The 20393-nt window shown below is 39.3% G+C and carries 22 protein-coding genes; 20 read left to right on the forward strand and 2 right to left on the reverse strand.

Annotated elements, in window-relative coordinates; all coding sequences use genetic code 11:
* Positions 1-26 precede the first annotated feature (26 nt).
* Entirely contained in the window at positions 27-539 is a 513-nt protein-coding gene (gene hfq, locus AC1M9E_RS05680; RefSeq protein WP_035264611.1) for an RNA chaperone Hfq, read from the forward strand.
* Positions 540-646: 107 nt separating this feature from the next.
* On the opposite strand, the gene AC1M9E_RS05685 is transcribed toward hfq, so the two are convergent.
* Together AC1M9E_RS05685 and AC1M9E_RS05690 are read right to left on the reverse strand one after the other, a co-directional pair.
* On the reverse strand, positions 647-1945 hold the full coding sequence (locus AC1M9E_RS05685) for a peptidylprolyl isomerase (RefSeq protein ID WP_481606980.1): 1299 nt from the start codon (positions 1943-1945) through the stop codon (positions 647-649).
* Positions 1945-4419 (reverse strand): LPS-assembly protein LptD, encoded by a 2475-nt coding sequence (locus AC1M9E_RS05690; protein WP_481606979.1) that lies wholly within the window; start codon positions 4417-4419, stop codon positions 1945-1947. Before AC1M9E_RS05690 ends, AC1M9E_RS05685 begins: the two co-directional genes overlap by 1 nt.
* A 119-nt stretch (positions 4420-4538) precedes the next feature.
* On the opposite strand from AC1M9E_RS05690, the gene AC1M9E_RS05695 reads away from it, so the two are divergent.
* The 19 genes from AC1M9E_RS05695 to AC1M9E_RS05785 all read left to right on the forward strand — a co-directional run bounded on the left by AC1M9E_RS05695 (position 4539) and on the right by AC1M9E_RS05785 (position 20391).
* Positions 4539-5555, forward strand: a complete 1017-nt coding sequence (locus tag AC1M9E_RS05695; RefSeq protein ID WP_481606978.1) for an aminoglycoside phosphotransferase family protein — start codon at positions 4539-4541, stop codon at positions 5553-5555.
* Positions 5552-6241 carry an N-acetylmuramate alpha-1-phosphate uridylyltransferase MurU gene (gene murU / locus AC1M9E_RS05700; protein WP_481588357.1) on the forward strand — a complete coding sequence of 230 codons (690 nt, stop codon included), beginning with the start codon at positions 5552-5554 and terminating at the stop codon, positions 6239-6241. Before AC1M9E_RS05695 ends, murU begins: the two co-directional genes overlap by 4 nt.
* A gap of 85 nt (positions 6242-6326) precedes the next feature.
* On the forward strand, positions 6327-6959 hold the full coding sequence (rsmG, locus tag AC1M9E_RS05705) for a 16S rRNA (guanine(527)-N(7))-methyltransferase RsmG (protein WP_481606977.1): 633 nt from the start codon (positions 6327-6329) through the stop codon (positions 6957-6959).
* Positions 6960-6982: 23 nt separating this feature from the next.
* Entirely contained in the window at positions 6983-7765 is a 783-nt protein-coding gene (locus AC1M9E_RS05710) for a ParA family protein (protein WP_035264598.1), read from the forward strand.
* On the forward strand, positions 7762-8652 hold the full coding sequence (locus AC1M9E_RS05715) for a ParB/RepB/Spo0J family partition protein (RefSeq protein ID WP_035264597.1): 891 nt from the start codon (positions 7762-7764) through the stop codon (positions 8650-8652). The genes AC1M9E_RS05710 and AC1M9E_RS05715 overlap by 4 nt, the downstream gene beginning before the upstream one ends.
* Positions 8653-8885: 233 nt before the next feature.
* On the forward strand, positions 8886-10610 hold the full coding sequence (gene msbA, locus AC1M9E_RS05720) for a lipid A export permease/ATP-binding protein MsbA (RefSeq protein WP_488225121.1): 1725 nt from the start codon (positions 8886-8888) through the stop codon (positions 10608-10610).
* Between the two features lie 3 nt (positions 10611-10613).
* Positions 10614-11624 carry a tetraacyldisaccharide 4'-kinase gene (gene lpxK, locus AC1M9E_RS05725; RefSeq protein WP_481606976.1) on the forward strand — a complete coding sequence of 337 codons (1011 nt, stop codon included), beginning with the start codon at positions 10614-10616 and terminating at the stop codon, positions 11622-11624.
* A gap of 9 nt (positions 11625-11633) precedes the next feature.
* A complete protein-coding gene (gene kdsB / locus AC1M9E_RS05730; protein ID WP_481591157.1) occupies positions 11634-12395 on the forward strand; it encodes a 3-deoxy-manno-octulosonate cytidylyltransferase in 762 nt (253 codons plus the stop codon).
* A 13-nt stretch (positions 12396-12408) separates the two neighbouring features.
* A complete protein-coding gene (locus tag AC1M9E_RS05735) occupies positions 12409-13386 on the forward strand; it encodes a DNA polymerase III subunit delta' (RefSeq protein WP_481591156.1) in 978 nt (325 codons plus the stop codon).
* A gap of 25 nt (positions 13387-13411) precedes the next feature.
* Positions 13412-13753, forward strand: a complete 342-nt coding sequence (locus tag AC1M9E_RS05740; RefSeq protein ID WP_481606974.1) for a PilZ domain-containing protein — start codon at positions 13412-13414, stop codon at positions 13751-13753.
* A gap of 31 nt (positions 13754-13784) precedes the next feature.
* Positions 13785-14558: a TatD family hydrolase gene (locus AC1M9E_RS05745; protein ID WP_481606973.1), complete on the forward strand. Its 774-nt coding sequence runs from the start codon at positions 13785-13787 to the stop codon at positions 14556-14558.
* Between the two features lie 45 nt (positions 14559-14603).
* Positions 14604-15218: a TetR/AcrR family transcriptional regulator gene (locus AC1M9E_RS05750; RefSeq protein ID WP_035264575.1), complete on the forward strand. Its 615-nt coding sequence runs from the start codon at positions 14604-14606 to the stop codon at positions 15216-15218.
* Position 15219: 1 nt separating this feature from the next.
* Complete coding sequence (locus tag AC1M9E_RS05755) at positions 15220-15780, forward strand: pilus assembly FimT family protein (RefSeq protein ID WP_481606972.1); 561 nt, start codon at positions 15220-15222, stop codon at positions 15778-15780.
* A complete protein-coding gene (gene gspI, locus AC1M9E_RS05760) occupies positions 15767-16159 on the forward strand; it encodes a type II secretion system minor pseudopilin GspI (protein WP_481588351.1) in 393 nt (130 codons plus the stop codon). The genes AC1M9E_RS05755 and gspI overlap by 14 nt, the downstream gene beginning before the upstream one ends.
* Complete coding sequence (gene gspJ, locus AC1M9E_RS05765; protein WP_481606971.1) at positions 16156-16800, forward strand: type II secretion system minor pseudopilin GspJ; 645 nt, start codon at positions 16156-16158, stop codon at positions 16798-16800. Before gspI ends, gspJ begins: the two co-directional genes overlap by 4 nt.
* Positions 16801-16815: 15 nt before the next feature.
* The gene (gene gspK, locus AC1M9E_RS05770; protein ID WP_481591151.1) at positions 16816-17772 is read left to right on the forward strand and encodes a type II secretion system minor pseudopilin GspK; all 957 of its coding nucleotides are present in this window, start codon (positions 16816-16818) and stop codon (positions 17770-17772) included.
* A gap of 162 nt (positions 17773-17934) precedes the next feature.
* Positions 17935-18531, forward strand: coding sequence for a 6-pyruvoyl trahydropterin synthase family protein (locus AC1M9E_RS05775; protein WP_481588348.1), 597 nt, complete (start codon positions 17935-17937; stop codon positions 18529-18531).
* 28 nt (positions 18532-18559) lie between these two features.
* A complete protein-coding gene (gene ung / locus AC1M9E_RS05780) occupies positions 18560-19273 on the forward strand; it encodes a uracil-DNA glycosylase (RefSeq protein WP_488225122.1) in 714 nt (237 codons plus the stop codon).
* Positions 19270-20391, forward strand: coding sequence for an enoyl-CoA hydratase/isomerase family protein (locus tag AC1M9E_RS05785; RefSeq protein WP_481606969.1), 1122 nt, complete (start codon positions 19270-19272; stop codon positions 20389-20391). Before ung ends, AC1M9E_RS05785 begins: the two co-directional genes overlap by 4 nt.
* Positions 20392-20393: the final 2 nt, after the last annotated feature.

Consider the following 20393-nt stretch of genomic DNA (forward strand, 5'->3'; position numbering starts at 1 on the left):
GCTGATTTTATTTTTTGGAGTATAACATGTCTAAAGGTCAAACTTTACAAGATCCGTTCTTAAACTCTCTCCGTAAGGAACGTATTCCAGTTTCAATCTTTTTAGTCAACGGTATTAAATTACAAGGTCATATCGAATCATTTGACCAATACGTTGTATTATTAAAAAACACGGTAAGCCAAATGGTTTACAAACACGCTATTTCAACAGTTGTACCTGCACGTAATCCACGTCCTGCTGGTGCTCCTGCAGGCGCTCCTGCTGGTGCTCAAGGCGGCTTCGGTGGTCAACAAGGTGGCTTCGGTGGTCAAGGTGGCTTCGGTGGTCAAGGCGGCTTCGGTGGTCAAGGTGGCTTTGGCGGTCAAGGTGGCTTTGGCGGTCAAGGTGGCTTCGGTGGCGGTCAAGGTTTTGGCGGTCAAGGTGGCTTCGGTGGTCAAGGTGGCTTCGGTGGTCAAGGTGGCTTTGGTGCGACTTCTACACCAAACTTTGATGGCGAAACAAAATTTGATGATGCTCAAGAAGACGATAACAATCGTTAATTTTTGAGTAATCAAAAAGGCACCTGATGAAGGTGCCTTTTTTTATATGAACAGCCTAAAAATTAAAATTAAAGCCCCCATAGTGGAGGCTCTCAATTAAGAAAAAATTAGTTTTGGTTGGGTTGTTTAATTTCAACGTATGTACTTGCGCGAAGCTCTCTTAACCAGCCATCTAACTCTGCATCAAATTGACGGTCACCAAGAATTTGGCGCGCTATGCGTTTTTGCTGTTCCTGAGTCATGTCTTGCTGACGTGCATCAGTAACTTGCAAAATATGCCAACCAAACTGTGTTTCAAAAGGTTCACTGACTTCGCCAATTTTCGCAGTCTGCATTTTTTGATCAAACTCTGGCACCATCATACCTGGTGAAACCCAACCTAAGCTACCACCATCACGTGCAGAACCCGGATCATTTGAATAAGTTGCAGCAAGGACTGCAAAATCATCACCTGCCTTTACACGGCTATAGATACTGTCAATAGTGTGTTTGGCATTTTCAGGGCTCACCACTTCAGAAGTCTTAATCAGAATATGGCGAGTTTGGTATTGTGGCACAATTGTCTTTTTCTCATTTGACTTGCGCTCTAAGAGTTTCAACAAGTGGATGCCATCTCGAGCCTGAATTAAATCAGTAGTATTGCCTGGTGAAACTAAAGCGATACTCGATGCAAGTTCTTCTGGAATATCTGCGATTGAGCGCGAGCCCATATCTGCACCTTCAACTTTAATTGTAGATGTAGAAAATTGTTTCTGTATCACATCTACATCATTCGAAGCTTGAAGTGCATCTTGAACTTGTTGCGCGACTTGAGTGAGTTCTTGTTGAGAGGCTTCACCAGAAATTCTGAAGTGAATCACGTGAGCTTGAGTACCCACAGCAGCTTGACCTTCCGGTGATTTGAGGAAGTTTTCAACATCTTGGTCGCTGATTTTGATGCGTGACATCACTTGTTGTTGACGTAAGCGCTGAATAGCAAGATCATCAGCGACTTTAGCACGTAGGTTTTCATAAGTGCCTGGAGCCATACGGTCAAGCTTTTGCTGGAAGTCTTCTAGGCTATTGCTGTTCGACTGGCGAGCAACATTAAGTACAGCATCATTTAAAGTTTTTTCATCAACTTGAATGCCATAGCGTTTTACTTGTTCAAGTTGCGCATTTTGGATGATAAGTTTATTCAGAGCTTGATTTTCAAGTACCTGAAGTGGTGGTACATCCTGTTTTTGAGCTTTAAGCTGATGTTGTAGCTCAGCGACACCTTGTGCAATATCACTTTTTAAAATGGCACTTTTGCCAACAATAGCAACGATTTGATCTGATGGGTTTGCATAACTTGACACTGATGCAGAAATAACAAGTGCTAATGCTGAAGCTTTAAAGAGTTGTTTTAAATTTTGCATCTTCATTAATTCGTCCAATTTTGTTTAACTTTATCGAAACCCAAGATTCGATTTTCCAGTAAAGAGCTTAACTTACTGTTTAAGCCACCAAGTCCTTTAAGTGTAAACTCTGCCATTACAGCACGTTTTTGTTTGGTATCTGGTGCATTAACATCATCTAAGTCATTGTAATAAGAGCGACCATAGACCGAAACACCCCAGCAGCACGACTCATAATTAATACCTAAAAGGTACTCGCGTGCAACACTGTTGTCTAGATCATATTGCATATGACCCATCAAATTCCAATTACCTTTCACAGGTTGTATAAAGGATGCTGTAACTTGGTCATAGTGGTCTTGACGATCTTCAAGTCGCTTACGATTAAAATAACCAAAGTTGTATAGGTTACCTTGATCACCTGTGTAATACACTTGTAGATCACGTTGAGCATTATCTCCGTTAGACATCCACATTGAGTTTGCATTCACAGTAAAGTTCTGAGAAAGCTGGCTGGCAATGCTGATCACAGGACCAGTTTGACGCTCAGTATTAAATGGGTCATTTTGACTATTATTCAAAGTCACCTTACGGTCTTCAAAATAGTAACTTTGTCCGATGCTGGCACGTAAACGTTCTAATCCGATTGTATCAAAGAGGCTGTAACTTACCCCGAGTGATAAGAAGTTATTATCTTCTAGGCGGTCGTGGCCATAAAAGCGACGTGGATTAAAGAGTTGATCGTAATTCAGGGACGCTGCGGTTGAGTCAAAGTTCGGTGAACTGTTTTGATTTCTGTGTGGTGCATAAGCATAGAATGCACGTGGTGTGATGGTTTGTAAGAATTTTCCATCTTTTTCAAAGATAAGACCTGCATCCAAAGTAAACTCTGGAACTATAACTGCATTGTCTTTGGTATTTTTTCTTTGTTCTTCAGTGATACGATCAATCGTATTTTGATCAAAGAAAGTATTTATAGAGCGAACTGATGCTTGTGGTATAAAGAATGACCACTGATTGCGGAAATTATATCGAGCAGAAAACTCATTATAAAGACGTGTACCACTTGGTTGATAAATGGTGTCCATATTTGAGTTGTCTGAAGCATTTAAGTCATTAATATCTTTTTGGAAATATGCTGTATCGTTATTAAATTCGTATTCCAATCCTTGCGGGTTGCCAGTGATATAATTGACGAGCAATTGCGGTAGTCGCGCATAGGGGCGATCAACATCATCAACATCAGGGTCTAGCGTCTGGAAGTCTTCAACTTTGAGTTGCGCGCGCAACCCTGGAATTCCATTGGCGTAATTAAGATCCCAAGCGCGGCGTTGGTTTAACTCTGTTCTTGTATTCGGGTTGCTGTCTAGATCGGCAAAGAAGTCTTTATCAGAAACATAGTTGTATTCTAAATTGGTCGTCCATTGGTCATTGATTTTCCAATTGTGCAAGAGGTGTAAATCTTTACGATCTTCATCATCATATTTACGATCTTGTGCTAAATAACCACCCCAAATACGGCCACCACCATATTGTTCAGTCAGATACCTGAACTCACCTTCAGCCATGAATCCACGACCGCCAATGAAACGTGGGGTTATAGTTGCATCATAATTGGGTGCTAAATTGAGATAAATTGGCGCTTCAAGTTCTAAACCACCATCGTTTGTATAACCAAAACCTGGGTTTAATAAGCCAGTGGTACGACGATCATCAATAGGGAAATTGAAATATGGCACAGCCAGCACTGGTGTGTTTTTAATATATAGTTTAGTGCCTTTGGTCACGCCACGCCCAGTGTCTTGATTTAACTCAATCGAATTGGCTTGAATCTTCCACGTTGGGCTTTGCTCAGGTGGACACGTGCTATAAGTTGCATTCTGAAGGAGTAAAATATTGGGTGAGGTGCGCTCAATATTTTCTGCACGACCATGCCCATGTGTCGCTTCTGAAATATAAAAGCTGTTATTGAGGCGTCCCGTTTGGGTTTTTAAATTGTAGTCAATTTGATCACTTTGAGCCAATAAACCCGCTTGTGCTAACTGTACATTGCCAGAAGCTTTGGCATGGGTCTGAGTATTGTCAATTTTAATCTTATCTGCACGAACCATACGACCTTGCTGATCGATGATGACATTGCCTTCTAATTCTGAATCACCATTTGGATTGTAATATGCACGATCAGCGGTGATGATCGATGTTGCTTGCTCAGGATCAACTGCTTTAGTATCAGGGCTGATTGGTGTCAACCAAGTTTGAGCACAAAATTTCGAGCTTGGGGAGAACGTGCTACGTTGTTGCGCTTCGGCTGAATTTTTATTGACATAATATTGATCAAAGAAGCGCTGACCAGGGTAGCTTTCTTTAATTGCAGTTTGAAGTGCTTGATTGTCCACCTCAGTTGTACTGTCTTTAGAGTCGGCATAACTTGAGACTGTGCTACCACACAATAAGGTTAAAATAGCAGTCGCCAAAGGGCTGAAAGTAAACTGATGCTTCATTTATATCATTAACCAAGTATGCAAATTGCAATTAATTATTGTCGCATCATAGAGAAAAAACGGATTAGTGGCTACACTTAGCACTTTAAATATTCAGCCTGTACTAGAATTTATAGCAAATGAATACACAACGTGAACAATTGATACATACGTGGGTGCAATCTGTACTTCAATCAGAGCAGTTCGAAATAAAATATTTAGCAGGCGATGCCAGTTTCCGTCGCTATGCGCGAATCACCTTGAATAATAAATCATTTATGTTAATGGATGCACCTCCAGAAAAAGAAGATTGTGTACCTTTTGTGACGATTGATGAATTCTTCGATCGTCATGGTGTTCGTGTTCCACATATTGTTGCAAAGGATTTAGAGCAAGGGTTGTTGCTTCTTGAAGATTTTGGGGATGAGCTTTTAGCGAACCATTTAAACAATGACACGGTAGATCAGCATTATTTACAGAGTTTTAAACAACTCATTCAATTACAGTCTATTCATGGTGTGGATCAGTTTCCAGAATATAGTTACGAAAAATTAATCAGTGAAATGGAGTTATTCACAGATTGGTTGCTTCCATCACTAAATATTCGATTAAATGCTGATGAACAAGGTTTGATTAAGCGTACTTTTGCGATATTGGCAAATGCGGCTTTAGCTCAACCACAAGTGATTGTTCATCGAGACTTTCACAGTCGTAATCTCATGCTGTTAAGTGATGAGCAAGAGCAAGGTGTAATTGATTTTCAAGATGCGGTAATCGGTGCGGATACCTACGACTTGATTTCAATTACACGTGATGCATACGTGCAATGGCCTCCAGCACGTGTAAAACAATGGTTTAAAACCTTCTATGAATTATTACCAGATGATTCAAAAATTGATCGTGATTTAGAGCGCTTTATTAAAGATGCTGACTTCATGGCGATTCAACGCCATTTAAAGATTTTAGGTATTTTTGTGCGATTGTTTGAACGTGATGGAAAGTCGGGCTATTTAAAAGACTTGCCTCGTGTCATGTGGTATTTACTCGAAGAGTCGAAGCCTTACGCTGAACTCACTCCATTTATTCAATGGGTTGAAGATAAAGTGCTTCATGCATTTGAAGCCAAGTATGGTCACTATGAGGTAGTAGCTGCATGAAAGCCATGATTTTAGCAGCGGGTCTGGGTAACCGTATGCGTCCCTTGACGCTTTATAAACCAAAGCCACTGTTGGAAGTGGGTGGAAAGCCTTTAATTGTATGGCATATTGAAAAATTAAAGTCGATTGGTGTTAGTGAAATTATTATTAATTCGGCATGGCTGGCAGACAAATTGATTGGTGCTTTAGGCGATGGTTCTCAGTTTGGTGTGAACATTCGCTGGACGCGTGAAGATGAGGGTTTGGAAACAGCTGGTGGAATCATCAATGCTTTGCCGTTGTTGGGTGAAGAACCATTTATTCTCGTCAATGGGGATGTGTGGACTCAGTTTGATTTTGCTCAGTTGCTTGAGCTTGATTTACAAGAAGATCTAGCACACTTGGTACTTGTGCCAAATCCGCTACAACATCCTCAAGGTGATTTCACACTATTAGATGGTCGTGCTTATACTTTTGAGCAAGAAAAAGAGGGCGAAAATCTGACTTATAGTGGTATTGCGGTGATTCATCCTCGTTTATTTCAAGGTCTAGAATGGGGCAAGCGTCCTTTAGCACCTTTGCTTAAAGATGCTATGCACAACCACAGAATTTCTGCTGCAAAAATGGCAGAAATGTGGGTGGATGTGGGTACTCCAGAAAGGTTGATGCAGTTGGATCAGCAAATTCGAGAAGGACAATTTAACTAACTGAGTATTCACTAAGCGTTAAATAGTGTTCCACGATGCATAAAACGGTATACTTTGATTAATTTTATTGAGATGTTTACTGTTTATGCATCCTTTTTTTCATGAGTTACAACAAGGTAGTCAAAAACTAGGTTTATCACTCAGTGATGAGGCGTTGAGTTTATTATTAAAATATCAAGATGCGCTTGTATTGTGGAATAAGGCGTACAACTTGACCGCGATTCGTGATCCTAAAGAAATGTTAGTTAAGCATTTATTGGATAGCCTCAGCATCTTGAAAGACTTGCCTCAAGGGCGATTGCTTGATATCGGTACCGGTGGTGGGATGCCGGGGATGATCATCGCGCTATGTCAACCTGAGCGAAGCTGTGTGCTTCTGGATTCGAATGGAAAAAAAATTCGTTTTCTCAAACAGTTTATTGCTGATCTAAAACTAAAAAATGTTGTGGCAGTTCAAACTCGAGTAGAGAATGAAGAGAGTATTAATGAACTGGGTAAATTCGATGTAATTACCAGTCGTGCTTTCGCCTCACTGACAGATTTTATTACTGCTTCTCGTCCTTTTATGCATGAAAACAGTGTTATTGCTTCTATGAAAGGTTTAATTCCTGCTGAGGAAATTGAAAACCATAAAGATGAGTTGAGTTGCGAAATTATTGAGCTTCACGTTCCTCGTTTAGATGAACAACGTCATTTATTGCTACTTAAACAAATTTAAAAATTCTAGGGATTGGGGTTACCATGGCTCAAATTATTGCTATTGCGAACCAAAAAGGTGGCGTAGGTAAAACCACGACTGCTGTAAATTTGGCTGCATCATTAGCAGTGCTTAAAAAGCGAGTATTGTTGATTGATATGGACTCTCAAGGCAATGCCACTATGGGTTCAGGTATTCAAAAGAATGATCTCTTATACTCAGTAACTGATGTTTTACTGGGTGAAGTGCCAATTGAAACTGCCATCACTAAAGCTGAAGTTGGATATCGCGTACTTGGCTCCAATCGTGATTTAGCAGGTGTTGAATTAGCCATTGCTGAGCAAGACGGTCGTGAATTTATTCTGCGTGATGCGATCCAACAAATTGAAGATAAGTTTGATTACATCATTGTGGATTGTGCACCAAGCTTAAGTTTGATCACGGTAAATGCATTGGCTGCTGTTAAAAGCGTGATCATTCCAATGCAGTGTGAATATTATGCCTTGGAAGGCTTGGCAGATTTAACACAAACGATTGATCGTATTCAACAAGCGTTAAATCCTGATTTAGAAATCATTGGTGTATTGCGTACCATGTACGATGCTCGAAATGCACTGACACGTGATGTGTCGGATGAGTTGGAGCAGTATTTTGGTAAAAAATTATACGAAACGGTTATTCCTCGAAATGTGCGTTTAGCGGAAGCGCCAGCACATGGGTTACCGATTATTTATTTTGAAAAAAGTTCTAAGGGTGCAGTGGCTTATTTGAATCTTGCTGCTGAAATGTTAAAAAAAACCAAAGTGAAAAAAGGAAGTAAAGCATGACCGTGAAGAAAAGAGGCTTAGCAAAGGGTCGTGGCTTAGATGCGTTATTGGGCTCTATTCAAAAAGAAAAATTACAATTAGAAGCACAGTCATTAGATCATGGTCAGCTCAAACAAGTAGATGTCAAACTTCTTAAACGTGGTAATTATCAGCCGCGACGTTTTATTCATGAAGAAGACCTTCAGGAATTAGCATCTTCTATTAAAAAGCATGGCATCATGCAGCCGATTGTCATTCGTCCAATTGAGGATGATGTGCATCAATATGAAATTATTGCAGGGGAGCGCCGTTGGCGAGCAGCTCAAATCGCTGGACTAAATGAAGTTCCTGCAATTGTTCGTGATTTGTCAGATCAAGTTGCAATTGCGTTGGCATTAATTGAAAACATTCAACGCCAAGATTTAAATCCAATTGATCAAGCTATGGCATTGCAGCGTTTTCATGAAGAGTTTGGATTAAGTCACCAAGAAATTGCTGAAACAGTGGGCAAGGCACGTACTACAGTAAGTAATTTATTGCGCTTATTAAGCTTAGCGGATCCGATTAAAGACCATATCCAACAAGGTCAATTAGATATGGGGCATGCGCGTGCAATATTGACTTTGCGTGCAAAAGACCAAATTGAAATTGCAAAAATTGTCATTGAAAAAAACCTTTCTGTTCGTCAAACAGAACAGTTAGTGCGTGATTTTAATGCACCAAAACAGGATAAGCCAAAACCATCAATTTCAGCTGATTTAGAGCAACTGACTCAGCGTCTTTCTGAACGTTTCAGTGCAGATGTTAAAATTGATCACAATAAGCAAGGTAAAGGTAAGCTTGTGATTCATTATCATTCACTTGATGAGTTAGATGGTATTCTAAATATCTGTTTAGATGAAAAATAATTAATTTAAAAGCAGTAAATGTGATTTATTTAGATGAGTTTGAGATTTAAGTCATTTAGGTCTCAATACTCCAATTGAGCTAAGGTTTACTTTGATCATTCCATACAATCAGGTCATTGATTTTAGAGTGGGGCAGACTTTAGCATTCGATGTTCGAATTATGTATGATTAAATTGCATACGTGCTGAATCTGTTTAGGTGTTTAAGGATACCGTACCAATTAGAGGTTGTGAGTGAAGCAAGATTTTAAAGTTTATATGCGTTTGTTGAGTTACTTAAAACAGTACTGGACGATTGCATTGATTGTTGTATTTGGTTTTGTGCTGAATGCCGCGACTGAAGTTTCTGTTGCGAAATTATTAGAGCATATTATCAATGCCATTCAAGAACAGGATCGAAGTTTCACGAACTTATTCCCATTTTTGGTTGTGGTTTTGATGTTTGTACGAGGAGTGGGGCTATTTCTAGGTGGATACTACACTTCGGTGATTTCTCGAAATCTAATTTTTAATATTCGCCAAGAAGTTTTTGCTAAATTAATGCGATTGCCGTCGCAATATTATTTAGATAACACTAGTGGTCATATTACTGCCAAAATTATGTACAACGTTGAACAGCTGACTGCTGCCTCAACGGAGTCATTAAGAACCTTATTACAACAAGGTTTGATCACCATTGCGCTGTTAGGATATTTGTTCTATTCCAACTGGCGCTTGACTTTATGTATTTTGATTTTTGCGCCATTAATCGGTTTGTTGATTAGAAAAGCTGCTAAACGTATGCGTAAGCTGTCTACTCAAGTGCAAGATACGATGGGTGATGTAAACCATGTAGTGCAAGAAACCGTGAATGGTAATCTGGTTGTTAAAGGGTTTGGTGGACAGGCATACGAGCAAACTCGTTTTAAAGAAACCTCACTCGAAAACTTGCGTCGTGGTTTAAAAATGGTTGCAGTACAACAATTAAATAGTCCTGTTGTGCAACTTATTATGGCGATCGCTTTAAGTATTGTGATTTGGATTGCTTTAAGACCTGAGATATTACAGGATACTTCAGCAGGTCAGTTTGTTGCGTATATTACTGCAGCCGGTATGTTGAGTAAGCCAATTAAAGCTTTGACCGATATCAATGAAAAATTACAGCGAGGAATGGCTGCAGCACATTCAGTATTTGAATTATTGGATATGCCTGAAGAAAAAAATGAAGGGCAGTTAAAACCACAACTCAAAGGCAGTATTGAATTTAATCAGGCAAATTTAACATATAGCGATGGTTTCCATGCCATCCATGATTTCAATTTAAATGTAAAAGCTGGGCAGACTGTAGCTTTGGTGGGGCGTTCGGGGGCTGGCAAGTCTTCTTTAGTTAACTTATTGGTTCGTTTTCAAGAATTAAGTTCAGGGTCAATCAAATTTGACGGCCATGATATTCAAGATATTGAAGTTACAGCGTTACGCTCACAAGTGGCTATGGTCAATCAGCAAGTCGTGCTGTTTAACCGTACTGTTCGTGAGAATATTGCTTATGGTCAGTTACAAGATGCTTCGGAAGAGCAGGTTATTGCTGCTGCGAAAGCTGCTTATGCCCATGACTTTATTATGGCACTGCCTCAAGGCTATGACACACCATTAGGTGCTCAAGGTTTAAATTTATCTGGCGGACAAAGACAGCGTATTGCAATTGCTCGCGCAATCTTAAAAAATGCTCCGATTTTAATTCTTGATGAAGCGACAAGCGCATTAGACAATGAGTCTGAATACTTCATTCAACGTGCTTTTGATGCAGCTATGCAGGATCGGACAACGATTGTCATTGCACATCGATTATCAACGATTGAGAATGCAGATCTTATTGTGGTAATGGATAAAGGTCGAATATTAGAGCAGGGAACACATCAGGAATTACTCGATTTGCGTGGTGCATATTTCCAACTGCATCAACGTAATTTTGAGGAATAAGTTATGTCTATTGCGCAGGTCATTCAAAACGCTTGGAATAAGCAATCCAAGTGGTTGATTGTATTGCGACCTCTGTCATTGCTTTATCGATTAGGATTTTTCCTGAACAAAGCCTTGTATCAACGTGGTATAAAACCTATTTATACTGCACCAGTTCCTGTCATGGTCATTGGCAATATAACGGTAGGTGGTAGTGGTAAAACACCGTTATTAATTCAATTGGTTAAATATCTTCAACAAAAAAATATTCGAGTTGGAGTAATTAGTCGAGGCTATGGTGGCAAAGGTCCTTTTCCTGCAAGCGTGAATCTCGATTCTGAGCCAAATGAAGTGGGTGATGAGCCCTGTTTAATTGTGCAATCTACTGGCGTGCCGATGGTCGTAGGTGGGCAACGACAGAAAAGTATAGAGTTACTTCTCTCTCAGCATCAACTTGATTTGATCATTAGTGATGATGGTTTGCAACATTGGGCACTTGATCGTCAATTAGAATGGATTGTGCTGGATAACAATCGTGGTTTAGGTAATCAGAAACTGTTGCCAGAAGGCTTTTTGCGTGAGCCAGTAGCACGGTTATGCAGGGGTACAGTAATTGAGCATGCTGAACAACCAAGCTCAAATCTGTATATGCAATTACAAGTTGCAGCGCCGTACTTGTTAAATCCAGTTGAAGATCAAGTTGAATATTTTGCCACTGATTTGAATTATTATGCGGTCGTTGGTATTGGGTTCCCGCAACGGTTTTATAAAACCCTTGAAAGTATGGGCTTAAAGCATTTTCAGTGTCATGAATTTCCTGATCATTATGATTATCAGATTGATGATTTACAATTTGAAGATTCAAATCCAATCATCACCACTGAAAAAGATGCTGTGAAACTCCTCCCTTTGTTAAAACAACATCCAGAATTTAGTCGTGAAATTTGGGTGGTTCCTGTTGAAGCAGCTTTATCATCAGCTTGTTATGATTTGCTGGATCACCAGCTTGCAAAACTCGGTATCGTAAACACATAAGGAATATCCATGAAACATATTGTAATACCTGCTCGCTTTGCAAGTTCGCGTTTACCTGGAAAACCACTACTTAAAATACACGGGCGTGAAATGATTTTACGTGTGGTAGATCAGGCACGAAAAGTGACTGGGTTTGATGATTTATGTGTTGCTACTGATGATCAAAGAATTGTTGATCTTTGTAAGGCAGAACAAATTGATGTTGTGTTGACCAGTGCAGAACACCCTTCTGGAACCGACCGATTGAGTGAAGTCGCACGAATCAAAGGTTGGGCGAGTGAAGATATTATTGTAAATGTGCAAGGTGATGAACCATTATTACCTGCTTCGTTAGTCCAACAGGTTGCTTCTTTGTTAGAGCAAAAGCCTGAATGTTCAATGTCCACTTTGTGTGAAGTGATCCAAGAATTAGAAGAGTTTAAACGCGATAGTATTGTCAAAGTCGTCATGAGTAAGTTCAATGAAGCGCTTTATTTCAGTCGTGCAACCATTCCATATGATCGTGATGGATCAAAGCAACAACCTCAGATACTACATCGAAAAGCCTACCGACATCTTGGTTTATATGCCTATCGAGTGAAGTTGCTACAAGAGTACGTGACATGGGATCAGGGAGATCTCGAGGTTTTAGAAAGCCTTGAGCAACTGCGTGTTTTAGAAAATGGTCATCGAATCGCAATTGATGTGGCAGAGGTGAGCTTACCACCAGGTGTGGATACGCAACAAGATTTAGACCGTCTTAATGCAATGCCTATTTCTCATTTCCAATAGTATAGATTAGTCAATGACTCAGACTCAGCATGTTTATCCTTGGCAACTTAATGTATGGAGCACACTGACTCAGCGGTTTCCTCAAGTAGGTCATGGATTACTTTTTTATGGCAAAAAAGGCTGTGGTAAAGAAGCTTTTACCCAGCAATTTGTTACTTGGCTGCTATGTTTAGATAAGCAGCCAAATCAACCTTGTGGTCAGTGTTCGAGTTGTTTGTGGCTAAAATCAGATACTCATCCAAATTATGTTTACGTCACGACGGATGAGGACAATAAGAAACAAAACGCTAAAATTAAAATTGAGAAAATTCGTGAATTACAGCCATTCGTGCAACAAACCGTCGATGGTTGGCGGGTTATTGTGATTGAACCGGCGGAAGCGCTCAATATCGCATCGTCAAATGCTTTATTGAAAACACTTGAAGAACCAGGTGAGCGTGTTGTGATTATTCTTTTGGCGGATCATTATTTAAAATTACCAGCCACTATACGAAGTCGCCTACAACATTACGCCTTAGATCGGCTGACTGATGATCAAGCCAATGCATATTTGAATGAACATTTGAATGCAGAGCAGCAGACTTTGAGCTCACTGTTGCTTAACCTTTCGAATGGTATGCCTTTAGCTGCTATTGAGTTGGCCTCAAGTGAATGGTTAACTCTGCGAAGTGCGTTTATAAATGATTGGTATCATTTAGTCAGTCAAAAAAATATGCCAATGCAGTACGCCTCTAAATGGAATAAGCAACTCAACTTTTCCGAGTTGATTGTTATGTTTGAGTACTTATTAGCTGATCTTGTTGCCTATAAAATGGAACAAAATGTAAAAAATAGCGATTTAGACTTTAGTTTGTTGGCTGAGCAATATCAATTAGAGCAATTATTTGATATTTATAATGATGTGCATCAAGCAAAACAAATGGTTGAGCAGAATGTTCAATCAAATTTAATTGTTGATCAGCTTTTTATAAAATTAATGAATGTTCAATAATCATGTTTGAATACAGGGGATAGAGATGCAGCCACGTCCGGGCGGTTTATTACAAGTCAATATTAATGATCGCGAAACTCTGCAATCCAGTTATATGCCTTTTGTTGAGGGTGGTGGATTATTTATTCCAACCAAACATCCAGTCAAAATGGGTGAAGAAATTTTTATCTTGGCAACACTTCCTAATCAAACCCAAAAAATACCAATTACGGGTAAGGTGATTTGGATTTCCTATAAGCAATCGGGCATTAAACCACAAGGTTTTGGAGTGCAGTTAACTGGAGATAAAGGAGCCTATTACAAAATGGAAGCAGAAAAAATACTCGCTGGAAGTATGTCAACAGCACGCGCAAGCTTTACAATGTAGGCTCTGACTTAAAAAATTAAAAGGTGTCCTTGTGTTTGTAGATACACACTGTCATTTAAACATGCTCAATCTTGAACCTTACGAGGGAAATATCGATTTAGCAATTCAGCAAGCGATTGATGCTGGTGTCACAAAAATGATGGGGATATCGGTTGATTTAGATGATCATATTATTCTGTCAGAAATTGCAGCTCGACACGAAGGAGTAGGCTACAGTGTTGGGGTGCATCCATGTGAAGATCCAGCAGTCATGCAGCGTGCTACTCTTGAAATTTTGGTTGAATTGGCGAGTAAAGATAAGGTCTGGGCAATTGGTGAAACGGGTCTAGATTATTATCACAGTACTGAATTTGTTAAAGAACAAAAAGAATGTTTTGCACGACATATTCAAGCTTCACAGATGGTGAAAAAGCCAGTGGTTGTACACACACGCTCATCTAAAAACGATACGATAGATATTATAAGAGCTGAAAAGTCGACACACGGAATTTTGCATTGTTTTACTGAGGATTGGGATACGGCAAAAGCGGTTCTAGATTGCGGTTATTACATTTCATTTTCAGGAATAGTATCGTTTAAAAATGCTCAGGATTTACGTGATGTGGCCAAGCAAGTTCCATTAGATCGACTATTAATTGAGACTGATAGCCCTTATTTAGCACCAATGCCATATAGAGGAAAGTCTAATGAACCAAAGTATGTCCCATATGTAGCCAAAGCATTAAGTGATGTATATGATAAGTCAGTCGAGGAGATTGCCTTTATTACAACGCAAAATTTCGAGAATCTTCTACGAATGCAGTAAAAATTTAATACGGAAAATAGAAAGAAGAGAGTTTATAGAGTGAAGATGGATCGTCAGGCTCAGTTTAGAGCGAGAGAAGCATTAATATTTCAGGTCGCAGAACAACTTCTTTTGGAAAACGGCGAAGCGGGCATGACATTGGATGCATTGGCCGCTGAGTTGGATTTGGCAAAAGGAACACTCTATAAGCACTTCCAAAGTAAAGATGAATTGTACATGTTGCTCATTATTCGTAATGAGCGCATGTTATTAGAAATGGTTCGAGATACTGAAAAAGGATTTCCTGAACATTTAGCTTTTTTTATGTTGCACCATTTGCATCATCCAGAACGTACTGTACTCTTTCATCAAATTGAAGAGCGATTGTCTACAACCGGTCAAGGTATTAATCATTTGTTTAATGAAATGTATCAGATTCGCAAAAGTAGACTCAGAATTATCATTCGTATGACAGAAAATCATCTAGCATCCATTCAAAGTAAGATGAGTTCTCGGGATTATTTAGCATCCATTTGGTCGATTACTCATGGTGGTGCTGCGATATTAAACTCGAGTTTCTATCAACGCTATTTAGGCTGTCGAGATACGTTAAGGGTTGCTTTAATTGATCAAGCGTTGATGATGCCTAAACAGATTAATTTGACAGAATCAGTGGCCTAATATGCAATCTCTAGATCACCGTCAAGGCGGATTTACTTTAATCGAATTGATGGTGGTCATTGTGATCATCAGCATCATGGCGGCATTGGTGGTGATGAATATTGGTGGGATTGATCAACGTAAGGCAATGCAAGCTAGAGAAGCTTTAATATTAGATTTAAAACGTATTCAACGAGAGGCTGTTGATCAATCGTTAGTGGTTGCATTGATGCCACAATGGAATGGTGATCAGTTTCGCTATACATTTCAAAAATATAATGATTTAACTCGTCCTGAGCAGACGCTTGTATCGAACAATAATCGTCAACCTTCCACTTGGGTTGAAATGCCAGAGTTTTCTGCGAGAGAGCTACCTGCTAAGGTTTCATTTCAGATCGAAAGTAGCGACTATAGTTTTGAAAATGCAACTAATGCAGACTTGATGAATAATAATGCACCGAAATTAATTTGGTTGGGCAATGGCGAGGTTAAACCTGTCACAATTCAAATGTATTATGAACAAAAAGCAATTGGTGATCTTATTCAAATAGATTACTTAGGTAAAATCGATGCGGGCGCTTAAAGGATTTACCTTGATTGAGGTTGTGGTGGCTTTGGCTATTTTCGCTGTAGCAGCAATGTCATTGACGAAGGTAGCTATGCAGTACACACAGGCGACTGCGAATGCAATTTTACGAACAAAAGCACAATTCGTCGCACAAAATGAAGTCGCTGCAATGCAAATTAGTGGTGAATGGTTAGAGGGAACTCAATCGAAGCAAATTACCTCTCAAGGGTTAAGTTGGCAAATTGATAAAAAATCAGAAGCGACTATTAGCCCAGATGTTCAGAAAATAGAAGTGCAAGTGAGTCTATATAACAATGATTTAGGTAAAGTTGAATCAGGTGTCACCACCATGGTGTTTTATAACTATCCTATCAGAGAGCAATCCAACTCATGATCAAGAGTAAACAACAAGGTTTTACCTTGGTAGAGCTTTTGGTTGCCATAGCCATCTTTGCAGTATTGTCTGCTTTAGGATGGAAAATTTTTGATTATTTAAATAAAGTCAAAGATCGCAATGCGGTGCATGAGCAGCAGCTTCTCAGTTTGCAAGATAGTTATTTACAAATGCAAAGAGATGCTTTGCAAATTGTACCGCTGACTGCAAATATCGCAGGACAAATCCAACCTGCATTTTTACTGGATGATCAGTCTTTACAATTTAGTAAGGCAGGGGTCACTGATCCGCTGAAACAGGGTTTGTCTCCATTTGAGAGAATAGAATATCGTTATAATGCACAAGATCGAAAAGTTTATCGTTTAAAGTATCCCAATCTGAATGTTCTTCAAACAACCCAACCTTTATCCAGTACGATCCTAGAGAATGTGGATGAGTTTCAAATCACGATTTTAAACCCGAATGAATTGAATTCGTGGCCGGAAGCATCAACAATAAGTTCTAATAGTAATGATGCTCAAGATGGTGTTGCTCGGCTATTGCCTAAAGGTATGCGAATTAGATTTAAACAACAAGATGTTGAATTCGAGTGGATTTTTAGTTTGCTTAATACTGACTATTTAAAACCGGCATCTAGTTAATCATTAGGAAAATGCATGAAGCAGCAAAAAGGAATCGCCCTGATTACGATTTTAATGTTAGTCGCTTTGGCAACTATCATTGCTGCGACGATTGCCCATCGTCAATACAATACCAGTGAAAATACGGCTTATGTGATTCGTCAAAACCAAGCACTGTATTATGCAAAAAGTGCTGAAGCTTTTTTCTCAGAATTATTGGTTCAAGATGCTAAGTCCAATTCAAAATCAGATAATCTTCAAGAAACTTGGGCTCAACCGATGCCACCATTTCCAATTGATGGTGGTTATGTCGCAGGGCGAATTGTTGATGAAACGGGTAAGTTTAATTTAAACAGTTTGGTCAAAGATGATGGCGTGCCGAATGATAATGCGGTGAATTACTTTAAGGGATTATTAACAAAGCTTGGTTTGCCAGAAGAATTGAATGAAGCGGTAATTGATTGGCAAGATCAAGATGATTTGACGATTGGTGCGATGGGGGCAGAGAGTAATTATTATTTAAGTTTAACGCGTCCTTATTTGCCAGCGAATGGTCCTTTTCATAGCGTTGAAGAGTTGAAGCAAGTGCGAGGATTTGAAGGTGATAAGTTTTTATTGATAAAACCTTATGTTACAGCGATTCCTTTAAAAGAAATTAAAATTAATATTAATACAGCACCAGCGATGATTATTGCTGCTATAGACCCAAGTTTGGATGTGCAAAATGTGCAGCGTGATTTGGATCAGAAAAAAGCCAATGGTGAGTTTTTTGAGTCCGTAGATCAGCTCTGGGAACTCAACACTCTAAGTCAGTTAAGTGAAGAAGCAAAAAGCACAGCAAAAAATAATTTTGATGTTAAATCTGCATTCTATCGAGCAGATATTGAAATCATGCTATCTGATCGAAAGCGATATTTTTCGAGTTATCTGATGCGTGATGAAGATAAGGTTTATGTCTTCTCAAGAAGTTTGGCACCTCTTCAAACCAATTGATTAAATTGCTAAACTATTAATTTAAACAAATTGAATGATGGCTTTTTATTTTTTTTGTTTTTAATACGTTTTGCCAATTGCTTAAAACGTTAAAATTAATGATGAGTTGTGTGAATATGCACTATAATCATTTTAACCCATGATTTTTTATTGCTCTGACATATGTTAATTCGAAAATTATTTAAGTTTGAAAACGCGCATATTGTGCGAAATTGCACATCAGACCGCTGTAAGCGTTCAATTCATGGTCATAGCTATAAAGTCGAATTATTATTGAGAGCCTCAAAGCTAGACCATGGTCAAATGGTCTATGATTTTGGTTTGCTGAAAGGTGTGATCAAAGAACTTTATGATAGTTTTGATCATGCGATTTGTTTTTGGCAAGAAGATTCAGCTGAATATATTCAAGCATGTAAAACTTTTAGTGCGCGTTGGGTTTCATTACCCGTTTCACCTTCTGCTGAACAATTTTCTCGAATTTTCTTTTATTTGGCAGAACAAGTACTGAAATCAACTGTCACGCAAAATGGTGAAGGTGATGTTGAAGTCTATTCAGTGATCGTGCATGAAACTGACACAGGCTATGCGCAAAGTTTTGCTGAAGATATCGTAAATGAACAGATGGGCTTATTGGCGCTTGATCAAATCGTATTCTCAGAACAAATTCAAAATGAATGGTCTGATCCTAAAATGTACGAACAATTGAAACAAGGCTTAACTTTTAAGAACCCAAGTGTAGATTTACAAGTAAAACTTTAAAGCTGTGATTGATTTAGGGATGAACACAATGCAACTCACCGAACAAGAATTAAGTCAACTGAATCAAGTTCGGTTAGAGGATAGTTGGAAGTATGCTTTAGCAGAGTTTTTGCTCAGCGATAAAATGGATCAGCTGAAAGCTTTTCTCAAATCTGAATTACAGGCGAATAAGGTGATATACCCACCTAATTCTCTTATTTTTAATGCCTTCAACACCACACCCTTAGATCGTGTAAAGGTCGTGATTCTCGGTCAAGATCCTTATCACGGTCCAAATCAAGCACATGGATTGAGTTTTTCAGTGCAAAAGGGTGTTGCATTACCGCCGTCTTTGCGTAATATCTATCACGAACTCAGCACTGACCTTGGAATAGCGCCTGCCAAGCATGGTGATTTAACCCAATGGGCTGAAGAGGGTGTCTTGTTGCTGAACAGTGTATTGACTGTTGAAGCGGGCCAGCCGACTTCACACCAAAAGAAAGGTTGGGAAGATTTCACTGATGCTGCGATAGATGTTCTAAATGAGCAACGTGAAAAGATCGTTTTCATTCTTTGGGGTGCGTACGCGCATAAGAAAGGTCAACGAATTGACCAAAATAAGCATTTGGTCTTAAAAGCAGCACATCCATCACCGTTGGCAGCAAACCGAGGTGGTTTTTTTGGGTGTAAAGTTTTTTCAAAAACAAATAATTATCTTAAACAAAATGGCATTGAGCCAATTAAATGGCAGCTGGAAGCATGACAATATCTCCTGAGACGAATCAATATCATCCTGACTTAATTGTTGAAGAAGCACAGAATGGATGGAGAGTGGTTCGATTAAATCGTCCAAAATCTTTACATGCACTTGATGAATCTATTGTGACGGCTTTATTGGCTGTTTTTGAAAAGTTTCATCATGATGATGCCGTTAAAGCGATCTGGTTTGATTCAACAACACCTAAAGCTTTTTGTGCCGGTGGGGATGTGCGCAAACTCCGTCAGTTGGTCATCAATAATGAAGTTGATGCGGCAAATAAATTTTTTGAACAAGAATACGCGCTAGATCTTTTGTTGCATAACTACGCTAAGCCGATAGTCGTTTGGGGTGAAGGTTATGTGATGGGTGGTGGGCTTGGCTTATTTATGGCTGCACCATTCAGACTGGTTACACCTTATTCGCGTCTTGCAATGCCAGAAGTGAATATTGGTTTATATCCAGATGTTGGTGCTAGTCGTTTCTTGGCAGATCGTGGTCCAATTGGTCTATTTACAGGTTTAACTGGATCGATCATGACTGCGGCAGGAGCTTATGGTATCGGTTGGGCGACTCATATTTGTGATGCTCAGCGTGATGTTGTTTTACAAAAGTTGATCAATATCGATTGGGATCATTATCCTGCTGGCGATTTTAGGGCATTAGATGACACTTTAAATAGTTTGCATCGACCAGTTTCTCCAGGGCCACTGCAAATCTCGTTAGATGTGATTCACAGTGTCTGTCGCGGTGCAAACTTTGAAAATGACTACGAAGCAATCATCGGGTTAAGTGATGCACGAAGTGATTGGCTAAGACAAGCCAGTGAAAATCTGGCAAAAGGCTCACCGAGTACGGCTGCGATTACTTGGTTGTTATGGCAATGGGGGCGTCAAGTTCATCCTTGGCAAGAAGTATTTGAACTTGAAACTCAAATTTCTGATTGGAAAATTAGACATCCTGATTTTGTTGAGGGCGTGCGTGCGCGTTTAGTGGATAAAGATTTATCTCCTGAATGGACACCTGCAGAGTCTATGTCCTTAAAAGGAATTTTAGGTGCGCACCCACCAGTTACAAATATCGAGAGCTGGAATAACTTGTTAAAACAGTACGGTATTATCTAATT

The sequence above is a fragment of the Acinetobacter sp. 24-47-47 genome (assembly GCF_057737035.1).